11 protein-coding genes are annotated in these 18,499 nt (G+C 68.7%); 5 read left to right on the forward strand and 6 right to left on the reverse strand.

All coding sequences use genetic code 11. The features are described 5' to 3' along the window. Nucleotides 1-53 precede the first annotated feature (53 nt). From ACIODU_RS00915 to ACIODU_RS00930, 4 genes are all read left to right on the forward strand, one after another. Complete coding sequence (locus ACIODU_RS00915) at nt 54-1,691, forward strand: TIGR02677 family protein (RefSeq protein WP_401762384.1); 1,638 nt, start codon at nt 54-56, stop codon at nt 1,689-1,691. Next, nucleotides 1,688-3,013 (forward strand): TIGR02678 family protein, encoded by a 1,326-nt coding sequence (locus ACIODU_RS00920; RefSeq protein ID WP_401762387.1) that lies wholly within the window; start codon nt 1,688-1,690, stop codon nt 3,011-3,013. Before ACIODU_RS00915 ends, ACIODU_RS00920 begins: the two co-directional genes overlap by 4 nt. Then, the gene (locus ACIODU_RS00925; RefSeq protein ID WP_401762389.1) at nt 3,010-7,134 is read left to right on the forward strand and encodes a TIGR02680 family protein; all 4,125 of its coding nucleotides are present in this window, start codon (nt 3,010-3,012) and stop codon (nt 7,132-7,134) included. The genes ACIODU_RS00920 and ACIODU_RS00925 overlap by 4 nt, the downstream gene beginning before the upstream one ends. A gap of 129 nt (nt 7,135-7,263) precedes the next feature. Beyond that, nucleotides 7,264-8,526, forward strand: coding sequence for a TIGR02679 family protein (locus ACIODU_RS00930; protein WP_401762392.1), 1,263 nt, complete (start codon nt 7,264-7,266; stop codon nt 8,524-8,526). Between the two features lie 43 nt (nt 8,527-8,569). On the opposite strand, the gene ACIODU_RS00935 is transcribed toward ACIODU_RS00930, so the two are convergent. Genes ACIODU_RS00935 through ACIODU_RS00945 form a run of 3 tightly spaced genes read right to left on the reverse strand, consistent with a single transcriptional unit; the run spans nt 8,570 to nt 11,459 of the window. Next, nucleotides 8,570-9,763 (reverse strand): hypothetical protein, encoded by a 1,194-nt coding sequence (locus ACIODU_RS00935; protein WP_401762395.1) that lies wholly within the window; start codon nt 9,761-9,763, stop codon nt 8,570-8,572. An 11-nt stretch (nt 9,764-9,774) separates the two neighbouring features. Next, a complete protein-coding gene (locus ACIODU_RS00940) occupies nt 9,775-11,220 on the reverse strand; it encodes an N-6 DNA methylase (RefSeq protein ID WP_401762397.1) in 1,446 nt (481 codons plus the stop codon). A 53-nt stretch (nt 11,221-11,273) separates the two neighbouring features. After that, complete coding sequence (locus ACIODU_RS00945) at nt 11,274-11,459, reverse strand: hypothetical protein (RefSeq protein ID WP_401762400.1); 186 nt, start codon at nt 11,457-11,459, stop codon at nt 11,274-11,276. Nucleotides 11,460-11,829: 370 nt separating this feature from the next. On the opposite strand from ACIODU_RS00945, the gene ACIODU_RS00950 reads away from it, so the two are divergent. After that, nucleotides 11,830-12,183 (forward strand): hypothetical protein, encoded by a 354-nt coding sequence (locus tag ACIODU_RS00950; protein ID WP_401762403.1) that lies wholly within the window; start codon nt 11,830-11,832, stop codon nt 12,181-12,183. Nucleotides 12,184-12,194: 11 nt separating this feature from the next. Here ACIODU_RS00950 and ACIODU_RS00955 read toward each other — a convergent pair whose 3' ends face one another. From ACIODU_RS00955 to ACIODU_RS00965, 3 genes are all read right to left on the reverse strand, one after another. Continuing rightward, nucleotides 12,195-15,497 (reverse strand): type ISP restriction/modification enzyme, encoded by a 3,303-nt coding sequence (locus ACIODU_RS00955; RefSeq protein ID WP_401762405.1) that lies wholly within the window; start codon nt 15,495-15,497, stop codon nt 12,195-12,197. 52 nt (nt 15,498-15,549) lie between these two features. Continuing rightward, nucleotides 15,550-17,583, reverse strand: coding sequence for an ABC transporter ATP-binding protein (locus ACIODU_RS00960; protein ID WP_401762408.1), 2,034 nt, complete (start codon nt 17,581-17,583; stop codon nt 15,550-15,552). Nucleotides 17,584-17,791: 208 nt separating this feature from the next. Next, the gene (locus ACIODU_RS00965; RefSeq protein ID WP_401762411.1) at nt 17,792-18,493 is read right to left on the reverse strand and encodes a hemerythrin domain-containing protein; all 702 of its coding nucleotides are present in this window, start codon (nt 18,491-18,493) and stop codon (nt 17,792-17,794) included. Between the last annotated feature and the right edge of the window lie 6 nt (nt 18,494-18,499).

Here is an 18,499-nt window from a genome sequence, read left to right on the forward strand (position 1 = left end):
CATTTCGAGCTATGTCCCCCCGGCCGTCGAATGCTCCACGTAGCCTCGCCGACATGGAGGAACCCGTACCCGGCACACCGCCGGGCCCCGGCGACGACGCGACCCGCAGGCGGCTGGACGCGTACGCCTACCTGAGCGCGCCGGAACGGCTGGAGCACGTCGCGATCATGCGGATCTTCTGTGCAACGCTCCTGGCAGACCTGGCCGTCCCGGATGTCATGGCGAAACTGCGCGAGTCCGGTGGGTCGGGGGCGGGGCTCGACGCCGACACCCTCACGGCCCGGCTCGAACAGCTGGAGCGGTGGGGCAACCTACTGCGCGGCAGCCACACGGTGAAGGCGTCCAGCATCACCGAGTACCAGCGTTCCCGGGCGCGCTACCAGCTGTCGAGGTTGGGCGAGCGCATCCAGCGGGACGCCGACGGGATGCTGACCGAGGCCGACGCCGCCCGCGAAGTGAGCAACGAGTTGCTGGCCCTGGTCGAGCGCGGACTCCGGGAGCTCTCCGAGCTGGTGTCCGAGCCGGGCGGTATCGCCCCGCAGGACGGGCTGGAGCGGATCAGCACACTGTTCGTGCAGTTCGCCGAGTTCGCGGACTCCATCCGGGACTTCTACGCCTATCTCGGCCAGGTGCTCGCCCGGTACGACCTGAACAGCGCCGAGTACCAGGGCTTCAAGGAACTGCTCCTGGACTACGTCGAGGCGATCACCGAAGACGTGAGCTTCCGTGCTCCCCGGATCTCGGCGGCCCTGGACACGCTGTGGCCGCACCTTCCGGCTCTGCTGGACCGGCTGGACACGCACGCCCAGGGCCTCGCCGGCCTCTCCCCGCAAGGCGAGGGCCGCTCGGAAAACCGGGTACAGCGCAGCCGGGGACGCGAGTTCGCGGACTGGGAGGGGCTGCGCGGCTGGTTCAGAGACACCGATGGTCACGGCAGCCAGGTCGACCAGCTGCGGGACGCCACCCTGCGGGCCCTCCAGTCGCTGCTGGCCAACGCAAAGCGAATGCTGCGCTCGGCCACCGGGGAGATGTCGCGGCGCCGGGACCTGTTGCGGCTGGCCCGGTGGTTCGACGAGGCCGCGCCCCAGGACGCCCACGACATGGCCGTCGCCGCCTTCGGGCTGTACGGTGCCCGTCACCTGGGGATACCGCCCGCCACTGACGAGGTGGTGCCGGCCTACACCAGCTGGTGGACCGGTCCGGTGGTGGAGGTCCCGGTCGCACTGCGCGACAGGGGCACCCGCGCGCAGCGGGGCCGTACGGCGTCGGCGGACGACCACTCGGCGCAGAAGCACCGGCTCCGGGAAGACGCGCGTGAACGAGTGGCGGCCAGGAGGGCGGCGGCGGACGAGTTGCGCAGCGCCTCGGGCCGTTTCAACGATGTACGGCTCACCTCAGCGGCGCTGAGCCTGCTCCTGGAGCTGCTGGCCACGGCCCTCGGGAACGCTCAGCTGAAGCGGCGCGCCGGTGTCGCCGGGGAGCGGGCACCGGGGTTCGACCTTGACGCGGCGTGGAGCGAGGACGCCGATCTGGGCATCCGGCTCACCGTGCACCGTACAGCGGGCACCCGGACGCTCCTCCTCTCGGCCGACGGGGACCTGCTCCTGGACGACCTGGAGCTGGTCGTCGTCAGGACCGCAGCCACGGCAGGAGCCACGGCCGACGATGGGGCGGAGGCGAGTGTGTCATGAGCCTCCCCTCCGCCCACGATGTGGCCCTGGCAGCCGAACGCCGCGCCGCCGCCCGCCTGTTGCTCGCCCATCCACTGGTCACCTCGGACGGCCCTCATGCCGACGTCTTCCCGTTGGTCCGCAGGCATGCCGACTGGCTGGGCAAGCGGTTCCAGCAGGTGCTCGGCTATCGCCTTCTGGTCGACAGCTCCTACGCCCGCCTGTTCAAGGCCGGGCTGGGAGCGCGGGCGGGACACCGGCTTGTGCGATCCACCGGCACTCCCTTCACCCCGCACACGTACGCCTGCCTCGCGCTGGCCCTGTCCGTGCTGGTGACCGCGCCCGAGCAGATGCTGCTGTCCCAACTGGTCGCCGACATCCGGGCCGCGGCGGCCGATGCGGACGTCGAGCTGGCGGAGACGGGCCGGGCGGCCGGGAAACGGACCCTCGTCGCGGCTCTGCGGCAGCTGGTCGATTGGGGCGTACTCATCGAAACGCACGGCCACGTGGGCGCTATCAGCGCGGAAGCCGGCGGGGAGGCTTTGATCACGGTGGACCGCGAGCTCGCCCGCGTTGTCGTCGCGGGACCACTGGCCCAGTCCCGGGACGGCGCCGACCTGGTCCGGCGGGCCGCGGACCCGGGCTTCGGAGGACCTCGTACGTACGTGCGCCGCATGCTCGTCGAGACACCCGTCGTCCATCTCGACGAGCTGACCGACGCCGAGCGGGACTGGCTCCGCACCCGCCAGCGCAGGGAAGCACAGGCGTTCTTCGAACTCCTTGGCCTGGAGACGGAGATCCGCGCCGAGGGAGTGGCACTTGTCGACCCCGAGGAAGAGCTGACCGATCTCCACCTTCCCGGTACGGGGACCGTCGCCCAGGCCGCGCTGCTCGTGGTGGAACGGCTCGTGGAACGGCTTCGTCCGTCCGATCCCGGACATCCGGCGGGCGGCGGCGACCTCTCCGTCGGAGTGGCCGTGCCGGACGGTCTGGTGAATGAGCTGCTGGCCGACCTGGTCTCCGCGTACGGGAGCCGCAGCAACTGGCAGCGCGGCTACCTGGAAGATCTCCATTCTCTGCGGGAAGCCGTGCTGGACCTGCTGTTCCGCATGCGGCTCCTGGCCCCTGCCGGTCCGCAGCGGGCCGAGGGAGACGGGCTGCCGGAGGGGTACGCCGAGGAATTGCCGGAAGGCCGCCAGGTGACCGACGTCCGCGGAGCCCGGCCCGGCGGCGAGGGCTGGGTACTGCTCGCCGCGGCGGCCCGCTACGCCACCCGCGTCACCGTGCGTACGGCCGGCTCGACCCGTGAAGGCGCCAACGTACCAAGGGAGTTGCCGCAATGACCGCCGACGCACACGCCCTCGTTCCGCTGCCGCGATCCGGCCCGTCGACAACAACAGTGGGTACCCGCTTCCGGCTGCACCGCGCGGGCATCCAGAACGTCTGGCAGTACGACGAGCAGGAGTTCGCCTTCGGTGACGGACGGCTCCTGCTGCGCGGCAAGAACGGCGCGGGGAAGTCCAAGGCCCTGGAGATGCTCCTCCCGTACCTGCTGGACGGCGATTCCAGAGCGCTGGACGCGACCGGCACCGGCCGGACGACGCTCGCCTGGCTGATGCTGGATGGGTTCGAACAGACCAACCGCCTGGGCTACCTGTGGGTGGAATTCCGGGGTACGGGCGAGTGCGGCGACCACCGCTATCTGACGCTCGGTGCCGCCGTCCGTGCCTCCAAGTCGACGCAGAAGGCGGTGGCGACCTTCTTCGTCACCCCGCTGCGGGTCGGTGAGGACCTGCGCCTGGTCGAAGCGGGCAAACCGCTTCCCGTCGACCGGCTCAAGGAGATCGTCGGTTCCGACAACGCGACCGACCGCGCGGTCGGCCACCGTGCTCGCGTGGCGCGAGACCTCTTCGGAATCACCGACACGACGCGCTACCGCAACCTCACCCAGCTCCTCCACCGGCTGCGGCGTCCCACGGTCGGGGACCGCATCGAGCACGGGGGCCTGGCTGTCCTGCTGAGCGAAACCCTGCCCGGGCTCGACGAGGACGTGGTCGAGAAGGTGGCACGCAACCTTCACGACCTGGACGCCGTACGGGACGAACTCGGCCGCCTGGAACGTACCGACACCGCTCTGCGCACGTTTCTCGCCGACTACCGCCGCTACCTCGCCGGAGTCCTGCGTACCTCCGCCCGGAACGTGAGCGGGGAACTGGACGACCTCTCCCTTCGGCGCCGAACGGCCGGGGACGCGGCGCAGCGAACGGGTGATCTGAAGAGGCGGGAGGAGGCGTCGGAAGCCGGGCTGGAGACGCTCCGCGAGGAGGAACGGGCGGCCAGGACAGAGCTTGCCGCTCTGCACGCCAGTCACGCCTATCGCAGCCTGCGCGAACTGTCGGAACGCCGCAGCACCGTAGAGGCCCTGCACACCACCGCCACGACCGCCTTCACCGCCCTGCGCCACGCGCACGAGGCCGAAGAGGGCGCGGCCGAACGACTCGCCGAGGGTGTCGAAGACCTGGGCAGCCGGCTCACCGAGCTGGGGACCGAACACCGGGAACTGCTGACCCAGGCGGAGAAGGCAGGGCTCCCCGCTGGACATCTCGGCGACCCGGTGGCTCTGCCGCGCACCGTCCGCTCCCCGGTGACGCGGACGGACGTGACCAGCCCGGACGGGGAACCGCAGACCGTGAACCACCGGCCGGTGGTTCGCCCGGACACGGCCACGGCGGAGGCCGGGCTCCGGTCCTGGCAGGGGCAACTGGAGGACGCCGAAGCCGTCGTACGGAACCGGGCACGGATGGTCCAGGAGGTGACCCGCCTCTTCTCACTGGCCTACGAAGCCCGGACCACGGCGGCTCAGGCCGACACGGAGCGGGAACGGCTCGAGGGCGAGGCGGAGGACGCCGCCGACCGTCTCGAAGCCAGCCGCGAGAAGGTCGCGGAGAAGAGCCGGGGATACGCCGACGAGGTCGCCGCCTGGGTGGAGAGGACGCGGACTGCGGCGGGGCCCGACTGTCCGCCACTGGATGCCGTCCGAGCCGAAGTAGCCGGTGAGACCTCCTCCGACGCCCCGTTCCCGGAGCGCACGCTGCCACCCGACATCGACATCCGCGCGCGCCAGGCGGCTCACGATGCCTTGGAGCCGTACGCCGATGACCTCACCCGGCGCCGCGACGCACTGGCGCTCGGCGGCGGCCGGCTCGAGGAGGAGATCGACCGCCTGTCGAAGGAGAAGCACGACTGGGAGCGGCGTACCGACCCCGAGCCGCCGGCCCCCTACCACCGCGCCACCCGGAGGAATCCCGCCGGTGGAGCGCCCTTCTACCGGCTGGTGGACTTCGCGGAGCACGTGACCTCCGCCGACCGGGCCGGCCTGGAGGCGGCGCTGGAGGCAAGCGGAATCCTCGATGCCTGGGTCGGCGCGGAAGGGGTCCTTCTCGACCCGCTCACCAGGGACACGCTTTTCCAGCCGGGCCCTGAACTGCCGCCAGGAACGGAGAGCCTTGCGTCGGCCCTGCGTCCTGCCGCGCAATCTGAGTGCGGCGTCACGTCCGAGCAGGTGGAACGCCTGCTAGCGGCCATCGCGCTCGCACCGGCCTCGGAGTCCCGTGCTGCTGGCGCGGTCGACTTCGACGGAAGCTGGCGGCTGGGGGCCCTGCGCGGCCGACACCACAAGAGCGTTACCGAGTACGTAGGGGCCGCCGTACGCGCCGAGACCCGGCGGCGCGTCCTCGCTGAACTGGAGGACCGGCTTGCGCGGACGGAGCAGCAGCTGACCGACGCCCGTACCGAACTCGCCGCAGCCGATTCCGGGCGACGGGCGCTCACGCTCGCGGAACGGGACTTTCCCCGGGCCCAGCAGCTCTCCGACGCCTGGAGCAGGACGACGTCGGCTGAGAAGGTGTTGCGGGACCTGACCGCCAGGGCGACCCGCGCGGCACGGCAGGCCGAGGAAGCCCGCGCTCTCGCGGTCTCGACGCGCGCCGAGGCGGACGCCACCGCGACCGCCCACGACCTGCCCACCGACGCCGGCGCCCTGGACCGCGTACGCACCGCGCTGGCCAGCCTGCTCAGCGGTATCGGTCACCTGCGCAGAGCGGTCAACGGCACGGTCGGGCGGCTCGGCGGAAGTCAGGCTGACGACGGGCGGTACGAGCGTGCCCGCGAGGGGCGCCTGGAGGCAGAGGGGAACTACTGGCTTCGCCTCCACCAACTGCGCACCGCGCAACAGGATCTGCGGACCCGTGAGGCGGCCGTCGGATCGTCTGAGGAGGAGATCCTCACTCGCGAACAGCACGTCAGGCAGCGCATCGTGAACGCCGCCAACGCCATCCCTTCGGCAGAGCGGGCCCACGGCGAACTCCGCGATCACCGCGTGCGCGCGGAAGAGAGGGAGAAGCGCCTGCGCGAGGAGCTGGCGGAGCAGGAGACGGCCGTCATCGACGCCGGCCACGCCCTCCGCGAGGCTCTCTACCGTCCGGAGGTCACCAACGGGGCGGGGCTGGAACGGTCCTCTCTTCCCGGCCACGTTCCGGACAACCCCGGTTCGGACGTCCGCGACCGTCTGCGCGCGCTGCGCTCACTGGCCGACGCGGTGGAACAGGCCCTCGGCCGTTCGAGGAGAGATTCGAAGGGAGGAGTGTCGGACAGCACCCTGCTCAACCGTCATACGGAGCTGCGCGACCAACTGGCCGGCGGATACGACGCACAGCTTGAGGAGCGCGACGGCATCAAGGTGTGCCGCCTGCTCGACGACCACGGTTCCCACGATGTCGCGGTGGTGGGCGAGCGGATCGCCGTACAGTCCGCGGAGGCGAGGGGGCGGCTCACCGAGCGTGAGAGCGAGGTGTTCCAGCGGTTCCTGACCGGCGAACTCGGCGATCACCTCTCCACGCAGGTCATCACCGCGGCCCAGCTCGTCGCGGCACTCAACGACACTCTGAAGACCGTGCGGACCTCGCACGGTCTCGGCGTGGAACTGCTGTGGAAGCTCGACGACGACGTGGACGCGGACGTGCGGGCAGCCGTCGAGCTGCTGCGCAGCCCGTCGAGCCTCCGGACGCGCAAGCAGACCGAGCAGTTGCGCGAAGTGCTGCAACGCCGCATCGAGGACGCCCGCCTCGCAGATCCTTCGGCCGGCTACACGGCCCATCTGCGGACCGCACTGGACTACCGCACGTGGTTCGGATTCCACACCTTCGTGGTCGAGGACGCGGCCCCCGGGCGCAGGAGGAAACTGACCGGCCGCACCGGACTGAGCCAGGGAGAGCAGCGTGTGCTCTCGTACCTCGTGCTCTTCGCGGCCGCTGCCGCGCACTTCACCAGCCTTGCCGAGTCGGCCCCCCCACGCACCGCGGTTGATCCTCCTGGACGACGCCTTCGCCAAGGTCGACGAACCCACCCACGGACGGCTGGGCCGCATCCTCGTCGATCTGGATCTCGACTTCGTCCTCACCAGTGAGCGACTGATGGGCAACTGGGCCGAGGTCCCGTCCCTGCACATCTACGAGTGCCTCCGCGACCCCCATGTGCGCGGGGTGGCCACGTTGCACTACACGTGGAACGGTCGGCACCGGCGTCTGGCGTCAGTATGAGCGGACTCCCGCCCGCCACTCGCGACTGGCTGGCAGGCCCCGGTCTTGCCCGGCTCTGGGGCGCCGTACGCAAACGTCTGGAAGGCAACGGCGTACAGACCACCGGGTCCCTCCGGCTGACCGCGGTGAGCCCCCAGGAACGGAACGACCTGTCACTCCTGCTGGAAAAACCCCTCACGGGTATGACCGTGACCGTACGGCTCGACGCGCTCGACGCACGCCTGCGCGCCTCGGCCGCAGGGCTCGGACTCAGGGAAGTCCTCGCGGAACTCGGTCCTCCGCTCATCGACCGCCGCGCGGCTCGCGAGGACGGCGCGGCACAGCGCCGACACGTGTGGTCGTCGCTCACCGCGTCTCTCGACGCCTCGCCGCTCGCCGGGCAGGAGTGGACGCGGCAGTGGTCCGACGTGCTGCGCCGCACCGGCGTTCCGCGAGGGGTGACACCCGAAGCGACCGCGCGGACGTTTCAGCAGGCGGTCCAGGTCCTCACCGTGCTGCTCGATTCGAACCGCACCGGTACACGGGGGCGAGGTGAGCTCGCCGCGACAGCGACCGGTTCGGCGCACGGCCTGGACGACGGCACCTGGCTGGCCCGCCTCGTCCAACGCGGTGTCGCCCTGGCCCACGGCACTCGCCTTCCCAGCGACGCGGCCGGCCGGCGCGCGTTGTGGCGGCTGGTCTCCGTCACACCGGACGAGGTGTCCAGTACGGTGCTGACCTACGGCCTGCGCCCCCTCGGCGAAAGCTGGCGTGCGAGATCACTGCGCGAGCGAGCCGCCCACCACGCAGAGACCCACCTGACACCGCGCGATCTGCTTGCGATGCGGCTCCAGCTGCCCGCCGGAACCGTCGTCCACATCTGCGAGAACCCGCGCGTGGTGGAAGCCGCGGCCGACGCGGCCTGCGCCAAGCCCCTGGTCTGCACCTCCGGCAGCGCCGCCACGGTGGTCCTCACACTCCTCGATACCCTCGCCGCCAGGGGCTGCCGCTTCACTTATCACGGCGACTTCGACTGGCCGGGCATCGGACTGGCCAACCGGATCATCCGCCGCTACGAAGCCCTGCCGTGGCGCATGGACGCGGAGGACTACGAACGCCTCGCCGCAGTCGGCCAGGCGGAGGGGATCCCTCAACTGCCTCTCGAGGGAAGTCCGGTCGAGGCGGACTGGGACCCGGGCCTCGCGCCTGCCATGACCGCGCTCGGGATCGCGCTCCACGAGGAGGCCATGCTCGACCTGCTGGTGGAGGACCTGGCTTGAGGAATCGTCCTGACGGCGACGCGACCGAGGAGACGTCACGCACTCATCGCTGCCACGCGTCTCCCCCTCCCCCGTGGCCGACGAGCGGCCGGCCAATCGCTCCTGAGGAAATCTCGCGCAGCAACGTATCCAGAAGTACTTCCAAGGACTTGTTCTCGTCGAGCACCTGCTGGACCACCTGGTGCAGTGGTTCGGCAACACGGTGGAATTGCCCTCTTACGTCCAGTTCCGGCCAGGAGACAGGGAGCCGGCCGAAGGCACGCTGCGTGATTTCGCGCGCATGCCGGCCCTGAGCCGCTTCGGCGAGCTCCGAGCCGCGGGAGCGCAGTTCGTGCAGGAGCCACCATCGGTCCACGGGGTCGACGGGGTGTACCGCGAGCACACTTCGCCCAGCCGCGGCGGGCAGCGACGTGACGACGGCCCGCCCGCCCGCTGCCCGAGTGGCGATCAGAATCGTGCCCGGGTCGCACACAACACCGGGTTCGGCGGGACCTTGCTGACCGGTGGCCCCGATGTACGGCAGAGAGGCGTTGAGGATGTCGGCGGGTGCGACCCAGGTGGTGTGGACGCCGTCGTCACCAACGGAGGGCGGAGCCGCTCTTCCGGTCCGCGCGCGGGCGACCTTGCCGAATTCGGTGACGGGCCAGGACCGACGATGTCGTGTCCAGACCCCGTGATAGGCGTCCGCGAGTTCCATCGCGTCAGCGGCGATGCTCAAATTGAGATTGGTCCTGGCCTCGATAAGGGTGACCAGTTCGTCGATCCGTTCGCTCTGGTCCCGTGGGGGAAACAGAACGGGCATCTTCCTCAACGCGTCCAGACTCAAGGTGGGTTCGACGTGTGCGCTGACGTGACGGTCGATCCATGCCCTGGCTCGGGGCGTCCGCAACCAGATTCTCAGCCACCGCGTCACGGAGGGGTGTGGGGACCTGATGATGCCGACACTCCGGGTCGCGACCCATCCCTCATGCTCCTCGGTGACCAGCGCCGCGTCACCTGCCCGCCGGACGAGCACGACGACCAAGTCGTCTCGCCGAAGCAATGCCCGGGTCTTTCTCGATTCGGCCGTACCCGTTCGACCGGGTTGCTGGGTGGTGATACGACCGTGCCGGATGTCGCCCGTCCGGACGACTCCCTGGTGGTCCGGCACGTCACGCTCACTGATGCCGTATGTGATGTACAGGTCCTTGGCCGCGTCGGCTAGCGGCCTGCTCAGCCACCCGTCGGCCTGGAGCACGGAGTCAGGATTCACAGCTCATCCAGAACACGCCGGAGGTCGCGCTCCAGTGCGCGAGCCTGGTCGAACTTCTCGTAGAGCCCCTCTCTGAGTGCCTCTACGTGGTAAAGCCCCACGGGATCACCGCTGTCCAGCTCGGAGGTGTGCAAAGGCGGGAGCAGGTCATACTCACGTACGGCAACCTCCTTGCCCGTCCTGGAGACACACCAGCCCGGCTCGTCCTTGTAACCGGGCCGCGCCGCGCCGTCCGACAGCAACGGCCCCCGCCACGCGGCCAAGGTGTCAAGGATCTTCCGTGCGCTCTCAGGAGCCAGTCGCCACTGGCGGCTGCCCTGCACCAACTCTTTGGCCTTCCGGGCATCAATGAACAAGAACTGGCCCCGTCGGTCTTCGCTCCCCCAGCCCCGGTGCGGGCTCTTGTCACGATTGAGCAGCCACAGGCAACCGGAGTTGCGTGTGTGGGGAAAGATTCCAGGAGGGAGCGCCACCACACTCTCGACGAGATCATCGCGTACGAGCAGTTTACGGATCTTCCGCTCGGCAGGCCGCAACCCGGTAGCCGCGCCGTCAGCCATCAAAAACGCGGCCCTGCCCTGGGGGGCAAGAGCGTGCGCAAAGTGCAGAATCCACGCGAAGTTGGCGTTGTCTCGCGGCGGCGGCGCGTCCTCCGGCCAGCGCGGATCGTTCCGGACCGGGTCACGGGGCAACCAAGGACCCGCGTTGAACGGTGGATTGGCCAGCACGATGTCGTACTGGGCTTCGGCGGGTTGCGCGAGACTGTCGACGGGCAGCCCTAGATCCGCCTCGACGCCCCGAGCCGCGAGGTTCAACCGCGCGATCTGGAGCGTGCTCGCGTGCAGATCACGGCCCGTCAAGGCCAGGTTCGTACGTAGTCCCGTCTGCTCACGCACCTGCCTTTCGACTTCGACCAGCAACCCGGCGGACCCACATACCGGATCAAGCACCCTTTGCCCATCGTGCGGAGCTACCGCCTCGACCATCAGACGCACGATGTCGCGGGGAGTGAAGTAGTGACCGCCCTTGGCCTGAGCCGCCGACAGATCCTCCAGGCACTGTTCGAGCAGGTCGCCTACGCGTTCCACGCGGTCGACGGCCCCGATCAAGTCCCTCAGATCCCTGTCGACCGTGGGCGGGAGAGACGGCACGAAGTCCCGGCGCAAGTCGACGCCATCCGCACCGAGCCCCGCCGGCAGCCATGCGGACAGACACTCCTGTATGCGGGGACCGAGAGGCTGAGGCTTTCGCGTCTGCGTGACAAGCCAGGGCCAGGAGGGTCCGCCGCCCCCGCGCGAGACGTCCTTGAACTGCTCCCTCGCCCGGGTGCGCAGATAGATCAGACCAATAACGGTCCTGCACGCGTCCTGCGCGTTCAGACGATCGGCCAGACCACGCGTCAGCCGCCGCACTTCGAGCCGCGTATCGCCCTCTGCTGCCATCTCTGTCCCTCCCCTCGGTCCTGGTCCGCTCTTGCCCCGGCGTTCACTCACCACTACATCAGTCCAATTGTGGACATGATCATCACACCAAGAGTCAGCGTGGCCGCGAAGGTTGCCGCACCCGCCCGAATCGCGCCCGTCATGGCCGCCCCGCCGATCCTCGACACCATCCCGCCCAGCAGTGCGGTGATCACCGCGGACTGCACTGCAAGCGTCATGAGCAGCAACTTGTATCCCATGTCAGAATCCCCGTTCTCGATGCCCGTCGCAGGACCACCAACAGACCCGACTGAGGCCTGTTGGAGCCGACTTCGCTTGGCCGGCTGACAGGAACCGTAGCGACCCTACGCCAACCAGCGTTCGGAGCACACCGTTTGGGATTCTCTAGGTGCGCGCCCGGGGAAACAGGCCGGTTCGACTGGAGCACTCTATTTGGGTATTGCTCCATATCCGATGAACGCACGGGAGATGCCAGAGGACCGCGTGAGGTGGGGGGCGTGCGCAACAGCGGCTGTTGGGGCGGGACTGTCAGTGCTGTGTGCTACGCATGACTGCATGCACCCCACGGGTCCCCTGCCCCACGTAGACCTCACTGGCTCACAGTGGCAGTTGCTTGCGCACCTGGTGTCCGGCCCCCTGCCTGACCCTGACGGCAGCGACAGTGTCGCCGCCGCGGTGGTGGCACACGGCTTCGATCCCGATCAGGTCGGCGAGGACCTTCCGTCCCTGATCTGGTTGAACTTCGTCATCCGCGATCGTGGGTCACTCGTGGTCACCGACCTCGGAGCAGCGGTCCACTTTCGGTCCCTCTACGAGTCCTCGGAGAGGCGGCTGGGCGAAGTTGCCCAGCTGGCATCGGCCTATGAGACGCAGGCTCCCCAGTTGGCCCGCAGCGTTCGCCGGCTGGCTCAGGGTTCTCTCTCCTTCACCGAAGCGCTGGCCAATCTGCGTGAATCCGTTTGAGTAGTTCCTGGTCAGATGACGTCGGTGTGGGTGAAGAGTCCGTCGGCGACGGGGTGTCGCGCCTTTCGGCTTACGGCTGTGACAGGAAGAAGTCCGGGAGCGACCGCCAAGTCCGCCTGCGTGACGACCGCTTCGGCGAGTATCTCGGTCAGCAGGTCGTTCTGGGTGGGAGCCAGGTCTGTGAGGCGGCGCAGCACAGAGAGCAGTTCTATGAGCTCTCGGGTCCATTCCTGCGGCCAGTGTTCGACGTGGATGTCGTCCAGCGGGCTTGTCTTCTTGCTGCTGGGGCTCGCTTTCCGATAGCCGAACCACTTGTTCACGACGGGCATACCGCCGACCGCGTACTCCCATACAGCCGCCGTCACCGGGGCAAGCACCCCCTGGCCGACATGAAGTGTCTGCGCGCCGAAGTCGTAACGCATCCGATCCGGGACTCCTTTGCCGATGCCGGAGAGGTAGCGCACCTGTCGCACATCACCCGCCGGAAACTCGACGCGGCCGCCGGGTCGTCCGGCGTCCGGGTCAGCGAACCGCTCGCCATAGGTGGAGGCCCACAGAAGCTCGCTTCCTAGGGTGACCGCGCGGTCCCACAAAGCCCTGACGCGGGTCAGGGGGAGACGCACTCCAGGGGTGAGCAGGTCCTCGGCGAATCGTTCGGTGAACGCGCTGTGACCCGCTACAGCGACTGTGTACGCGGCCAACTCCGCCGCGGTTACTCGTTCCCTGCCGAGCACCCGTGCCAGGTGGGGCAACAGACCGGCCCGGGTGTTCGGAGAACCGTCGGGATGCAGGAGCGGCATGATCCTTCCTCCGCGGCCGTTGAAGTGGTGCGTGTCCGGGATGAGATGGGTTGCCACCACCGCCGGCCCGGAATCGATCTCGTGTGACGACTGCTGGTTCAGAAAGAGCTGCCCGTGCTGCATTGATGCCCACAGATCAGGACGCGCGCGGTCGAGCACACGACTGTCCGCGATCAGCCATTGCCGGTCGAAGCTACGCAACGCCGTGCGAATGAGCCTGGGGTGGACGGAGGTCTCGTCACCGATCGCGCGAGGACACGCCGCCTGGCCCGGCAGCGGCCCCTTCTTGCTGTCCAGCGAGCGGTCAGGTGTCTCCTTGAACAGCTTGCCCTTCTCTGTGGCATCAGTTTCGCGTACGAGCGTGGTCCAGCGTCGGCGCAGCGTCTCGGGGGAGGGAGCACTGACCCAGGAGCGGTTCGACGTCGTACCGAGGCTGCCCCAGGGAAAAAGATCGTCCAGCGCCGGGAAGTCCTCCCAGCCCGACTGCGTCAGGGGCGTGAAGGGACGCGCTGCCTGAGGATGAGTCTCCCGCCAACCACCATCGTCCAGACCGACCTCACGCAGTTGTCGAAACTTCTCGGCACGCCTGCCGGCGAGCGAGCGGTAGTGGATCCGCGCCCGGTGGTCCTCACCACGCACAACCCCTGCTGTGCGGACGAATATGCAAATGGCGAGCGGCTGGGCGACACCGGGGAAGATACGCGTGGAAACCTCTGCCCGATGGCCTTCGGGAGAGAGGTTGATGACCCAGCCCTCGTCGCAGGTACGCCGCAGGTAGTCGCGCATGCCACGGCCACCCGGCCCGGTCGCCCATCCGGAGGGGGTGATGAAGGAGACCAGTCCGTGGCGGTTGTCGTCGTGTGCGTCAAAGACCTTCCAGGTGGCCCAGCGCCAGAAGTACACGTACATGTTCTTGAGCATGTGCTCATAGCGCCCGTTGCCCGGATGCCGAAAGTCGTTGAGCGGGGGCACATCGTGCCCTCCGCTGCCCTTCTCCACCCACCCACCGCGGTTCTCCGCCTTGTCGTCGTAGGGAGGATTGGCGATGACCACGGTGATAGGGGTGTTCGCCTTCAGGTCATTGGCGCGTCTGCGGGAGTCGGTCAGGGGACCGTAAGTGGAGGGAAGGTAGTCGTCCTCGGCGAAGGGATTGTCGAGGGTGTCGGTGACGAAGAGGTTGAGGCCGCCTTCGGGCAGCGGCGAGTCGTAACGTTTGAGGAGATCCGAGGTGCGTAATTCCGCAACAGCGAAGGGAGCCATCTGCACTTCGAAGCCGGTGAGGCGCGACGCGAGACGGGAGATGGCGTCGCGTGCCATGGCGGGGCCGTAGCGGTCGGCGGCCTGCTCTGCCACCCGTTCGATGATCGTGTGAAGGTAGGTCCCCGTCCCCATGGCGGGATCCACGATTCGTACCTCGTCCCCACCGAAGCCGTCGGGCTGGCTCAGTCGCGTACGCAGCACATCCTCGGTGAGGCGGACCATGTCCTCCACCACCTCGTGCGGGGTGTAGTAGGAACCGCTCCGCTGTCTCAGTGCGGAGTCGTACACGGTCAGGAAGTGCTCGTACAGGTGGAGGTACGCATCACGATTGCCGGCCCGAATCGCCGACCAGTCCACCTGCGCGATGGTCCGCTGGAGCAGTTCGAGGGTGACGCTGAAGCGCTCGTTGACGTTGTCCGTGAGCAACTGAAGTGCTCGGCCCATCAGCGCGTGATCCGCGTCCAGGAGGCGGCCGACGTTGTGGAGACTCTCTTTCTCGTCCAGGAGGTCCTCGGAGCGGGCCAGCAGGAGAGCGAAAGTGACGGCCTGCGCGTATCCGTCGGCGAACGTGGCGTCGTCGACGGAGGGGAACAGCAACTTGCGCCAGTCGTTCTTCAGACCCGTGAACGGTCTGGCGCGTACATCGTCGTCAAGACTGGAGGACTTGGCTTCCGCGGCCAACTGTTCGAGGACCGCGGACCGCAGAAGGCGGCACAGGGGCGCGACGTGTTGGACGAGACGAGCAACTTGAGAGATGGGGGTTGGCTTCCATAGGAGGAAGGTCTTCAGTAAGGCGTCAAAGGCCGCTGGATCTGCCGGAACAAGCTTGTCTCCCGCGCTCTTCAGTGAGCCGGTGAACCAAACGGTCTCCCCCAGCTGCCGACCGTCCCGGAACAACCTCCACTCCGTCCCGTTGGAGTAGAGCAGGTTGGGCAGGTTCCGCAGCTTCTCCCACTGCTCCCGGTTGGACTTGGCAAAGGTGTCCGGATCGACGGACAGCCCGGGCTTCTTAAGCTCGATGTAGCCGGTCAACTCGCCGTGAGCACGAATCGCGTAGTCGGGCCGCACCCCGAGGTCGGCAAGGCGAAATTCGTCATGCCACATGACTTCGGGCTGCTTGTGGTGCTCACCCACCGTCTGGAGCAGAACCTCGAGTGGGCCACGAATGGCCGCCTCCGCGCTGCCACCTCCGGACAACTTGAGTTTGGACGTGCGCCCGAATTCGGCCACGGCCGCGACCAGCCAGCCGTACATTCCCCCCGACATCTCTCTCCCCCTACAGATCGAGTCAGAGGGCAGACCATAACTACATTGTGTCAGTCAGGGAAGACTTAGCGTCATCACAATCTCGGGCCTGGTTGTCACGATCTGCTGCTTGACTGACCACGGAGATGGGCGCAATGGGGGTTGTGGCGTACTGGGCTGCTTGGAGTTCGTAGAGGGAGCGGAAGAGTTTGGGGCCCTTGTTGTCGTTGGCGATCAGGGCGGGGAATGTGCCGCTTTCTGCTACGCGGCCCTGGTCCAGGACGTGGATCAGGTCTGCCGCGCGGACCGAGCCCAGGCGGTGGGTGATGAGGATGACCGTCTGGCCCGCGTCGGCGAGGGTGCGGATCTGTTCGAAGAGGCGTTGTTCCGCCCTGGCGTCGAGGGCCGAGGTCGGTTCGTCGACGATGAGGATCTGGCCGGCGCGGTAGTGGGCGCGGGCCAGGCCCAGGCGTTGCCATTCGCCGCCCGAGAGTTGGTGGCCTCCCTTGTAGCCGCGGGCCAGCAACGTCCGCCAGCCGCGCGGGAGTTCCGCGATCAGGGATGCCGCGCCCGCGTAGCGCGCCGCCTCGTCGAGGCGTTCGTCGGTGAGGGGTGCGTCGGCTCTGCCGATGCTGATGTTCACCGCCGCCGTGAACGGCCAGCGGTAGAAGTCCTGTCCCACGACCGCGACCCGCGAGACGAGCTCCTGGCGGTCGGCCTTCGACGCGTCCACGCCGTCCCAGAGGATGCGGCCCGAGTCCGGCTGGTAGAGGCCGCAGAGCAGCTTGATCAGGGTGCTCTTGCCGCTGCCGTTCTCGCCCACCAGCGCGACGATCTTCCCCGTCGGGATGGTGAGGCTGACGCCGTCCAGCGCCCGCTTGTTGTCCTTGCCCCGGTAGGTGAACTCCACGTTCTCGAAGGTGATCTCGGAGGGGTTGGGGGGCAGCGGGATGCCTCCCGTCGGGATGGACCGCGTGACCGCCTCCTCACAGAGCCGGTGCAGGTCTCCCACGAACAGGCTTTCCTCGTGCAGGTAGTTGACCTGGAGGACGAGGTTCTCCAGGCTCGCCGACCCGCTCCGGATCGCCAACACCGCCGTACCGCCCACCGCCAGGGCCATCGACCCCGTCCACAGCAGCCCGCCGAGCGTCGCGTACGCGGCGACCGCGGCGAGCCCCGTCCAGCCCGCCGCGATCAGTCCCGTACGGGCGGCGAGCCTGGCCAGTCGGCGCTGTTCCGCCTCCTGCGACTGCGCCATCGCCCGGAAGTGGTGCAGGAGGAAAGGACCGACGTCGTGCACGCGGATCTCGGGCGCCGCGTCCGTGGAGATCAGCATCTGGCTGATGAGGTGGCCGGCCCGGGAGTGCTGCACCCAGACCTGGAAGGAGACGTAACGGCGCCTGGCCACCGTCAGGGCCGCCCACGCGCTGGGCAGTGTCATCGCGACGAGCAGCGGCAGCAGCACCGGGTGCAGTACGGCCAGGACGCCGGCGGCCGCGATGAGGGACATGAGGGCGTTGAGGACGTTCTGGCAGTACTGCACCATGCGCCGCGCCGAACTCGCCCCGTACTGGGCGCTGTCGAGGAGCTTGTGGAACTCGTCGTCCTCGACCGCCTCCAGCTCCACCCTGGCCGTGTGCGACAAGTACCGCTCGGTGGCGACCCGTTCGACCTTGGGCTCCAGCTGGCCCGTACCCGCCGTGGCCAGGGCCCGTAACACCGCGCCCACCAGCGCCGTACTCCCCGCAAGTGCCAACGCGCCACCGGCGTCGGTGAGTCGCTCGGCGGTGGTGCCTCCTCCCAGGAGGTGGGCGAGGACGCGGTTGACGGCGATCAGGCCGACCGCCTGGCTGATCCCCCTCCCGGCCTCGGCGAACGCGACCAGCCGCAGGGCGCTTCTGTCCGCCTCCCACGCCAACTGCCCTGTCGTACGCAGCAGTCGTGGCAGACGCGTGACCATGGACCGCAGGTTCAGCTGGAGGAAGGCGTCCTCGTGCTTGTTCCAGCCCATGTCGTACCGCAGTGCTCCGCCGAAGAGCAGTTCCTCGGACTCCGTGGTGTCGCTCTCGCCGGTGGGGGTTTTCCGCCTCGCCATACGCACTCCCGCTCGTGTCGTGCGTGGGTGTGGGTGACCGTCCGCGCTCCCCGGCATTCAATAGCCCCGCGCCCCTCGCGGGAGAGGGCGCACGGCGCATCGGCGGCGGCGCACGCGGGGCACGTCCGGCGCGAGGGCGGTGGTACGAGCCCGCACCGGGCCCCGGCCCCCCGTCCCGTACCCGGCCCCGCGTCCCCTACTGAAGCCGTCAGCGCGTCGCGCCCAGGGACTTCTTCGTGGTGCGGTAGCGGGTCAGGAGCAGGGGGCGCAGGCGGCGCAGGGGGGCCGGGAAGTTGGCCGCCATCGCCTCGTAGCCCGGCACCCGTACCGGGTCCTCCATCAGGCCGAACACCAGGTACGGGCTGTGGCGCGGCGCGCCGTGGACGATCGCCTTGCGGACGCGGACGATGTCCGCGTCCGGGACCTGGGGGAACAGCTCGCGCAGGACCGGTTCCTCCCGGTCCAGGTGGGTCGCGAGGAGGTCCTGCACCTTCTGCGCCGACGGCAGGCCGGCGAGGGCCGCCCGGCCGACGACCGCCAGGGTCTTCGCGCGCTCCCCCGTGACGTCCGGGTCGGCGATGCCGTCCACCGCCCTGGCGAGGGTGTGCAGCTCCGTGTCCAGGGCTTCGTGTTCGGCGGTCAGGCTGTCCAGTACGGCGGTCGAGGACGGGAAGAGGCCGCGGAGGACCGGCCAGAGGAGTTCGTCCTCGCTCGCGTGGTGGTGGTGCACGAACTCGATCAGCCAGCGGGACGTCCTGACCAGCGTCCTGACGTCGACCGCCTCGCCTGCGGTCAGACGCGCGAACGACGCGGTGACGAGAGCGGTGCCCCGGCGCATGATCATGTGTACGGCGAGCAGCTCGTCGTACATCGTGGAGCCCTCGGCCCCGGCCTGGGGTGAAGCAGCCATCGTCTG

It is taken from the genome of Streptomyces sp. NPDC088261, assembly GCF_044740805.1.
Taxonomy (GTDB): Bacteria; Actinomycetota; Actinomycetes; order Streptomycetales; family Streptomycetaceae; genus Streptomyces.

What these genes read in the sequence shown, in the direction of transcription:
- ACIODU_RS00915 (WP_401762384.1), top strand. Translation starts at nt 54, where the DNA reads ATGGAGGAACCCGTACCCGGCACACCGCCGGGCCCCGGCGACGACGCG.
- ACIODU_RS00940 (WP_401762397.1), bottom strand. Translation starts at nt 11,220, where the DNA reads ATGGCAGCAGAGGGCGATACGCGGCTCGAAGTGCGGCGGCTGACGCGT.
- ACIODU_RS00955 (WP_401762405.1), bottom strand. Translation starts at nt 15,497, where the DNA reads ATGTACGGCTGGCTGGTCGCGGCCGTGGCCGAATTCGGGCGCACGTCC.
- ACIODU_RS00930 (WP_401762392.1), top strand. Translation starts at nt 7,264, where the DNA reads ATGAGCGGACTCCCGCCCGCCACTCGCGACTGGCTGGCAGGCCCCGGT.
- ACIODU_RS00925 (WP_401762389.1), top strand. Translation starts at nt 3,010, where the DNA reads ATGACCGCCGACGCACACGCCCTCGTTCCGCTGCCGCGATCCGGCCCG.
- ACIODU_RS00965 (WP_401762411.1), bottom strand. Translation starts at nt 18,493, where the DNA reads ATGGCTGCTTCACCCCAGGCCGGGGCCGAGGGCTCCACGATGTACGAC.
- ACIODU_RS00960 (WP_401762408.1), bottom strand. Translation starts at nt 17,583, where the DNA reads ATGGCGAGGCGGAAAACCCCCACCGGCGAGAGCGACACCACGGAGTCC.
- ACIODU_RS00945 (WP_401762400.1), bottom strand. Translation starts at nt 11,459, where the DNA reads ATGGGATACAAGTTGCTGCTCATGACGCTTGCAGTGCAGTCCGCGGTG.
- ACIODU_RS00920 (WP_401762387.1), top strand. Translation starts at nt 1,688, where the DNA reads ATGAGCCTCCCCTCCGCCCACGATGTGGCCCTGGCAGCCGAACGCCGC.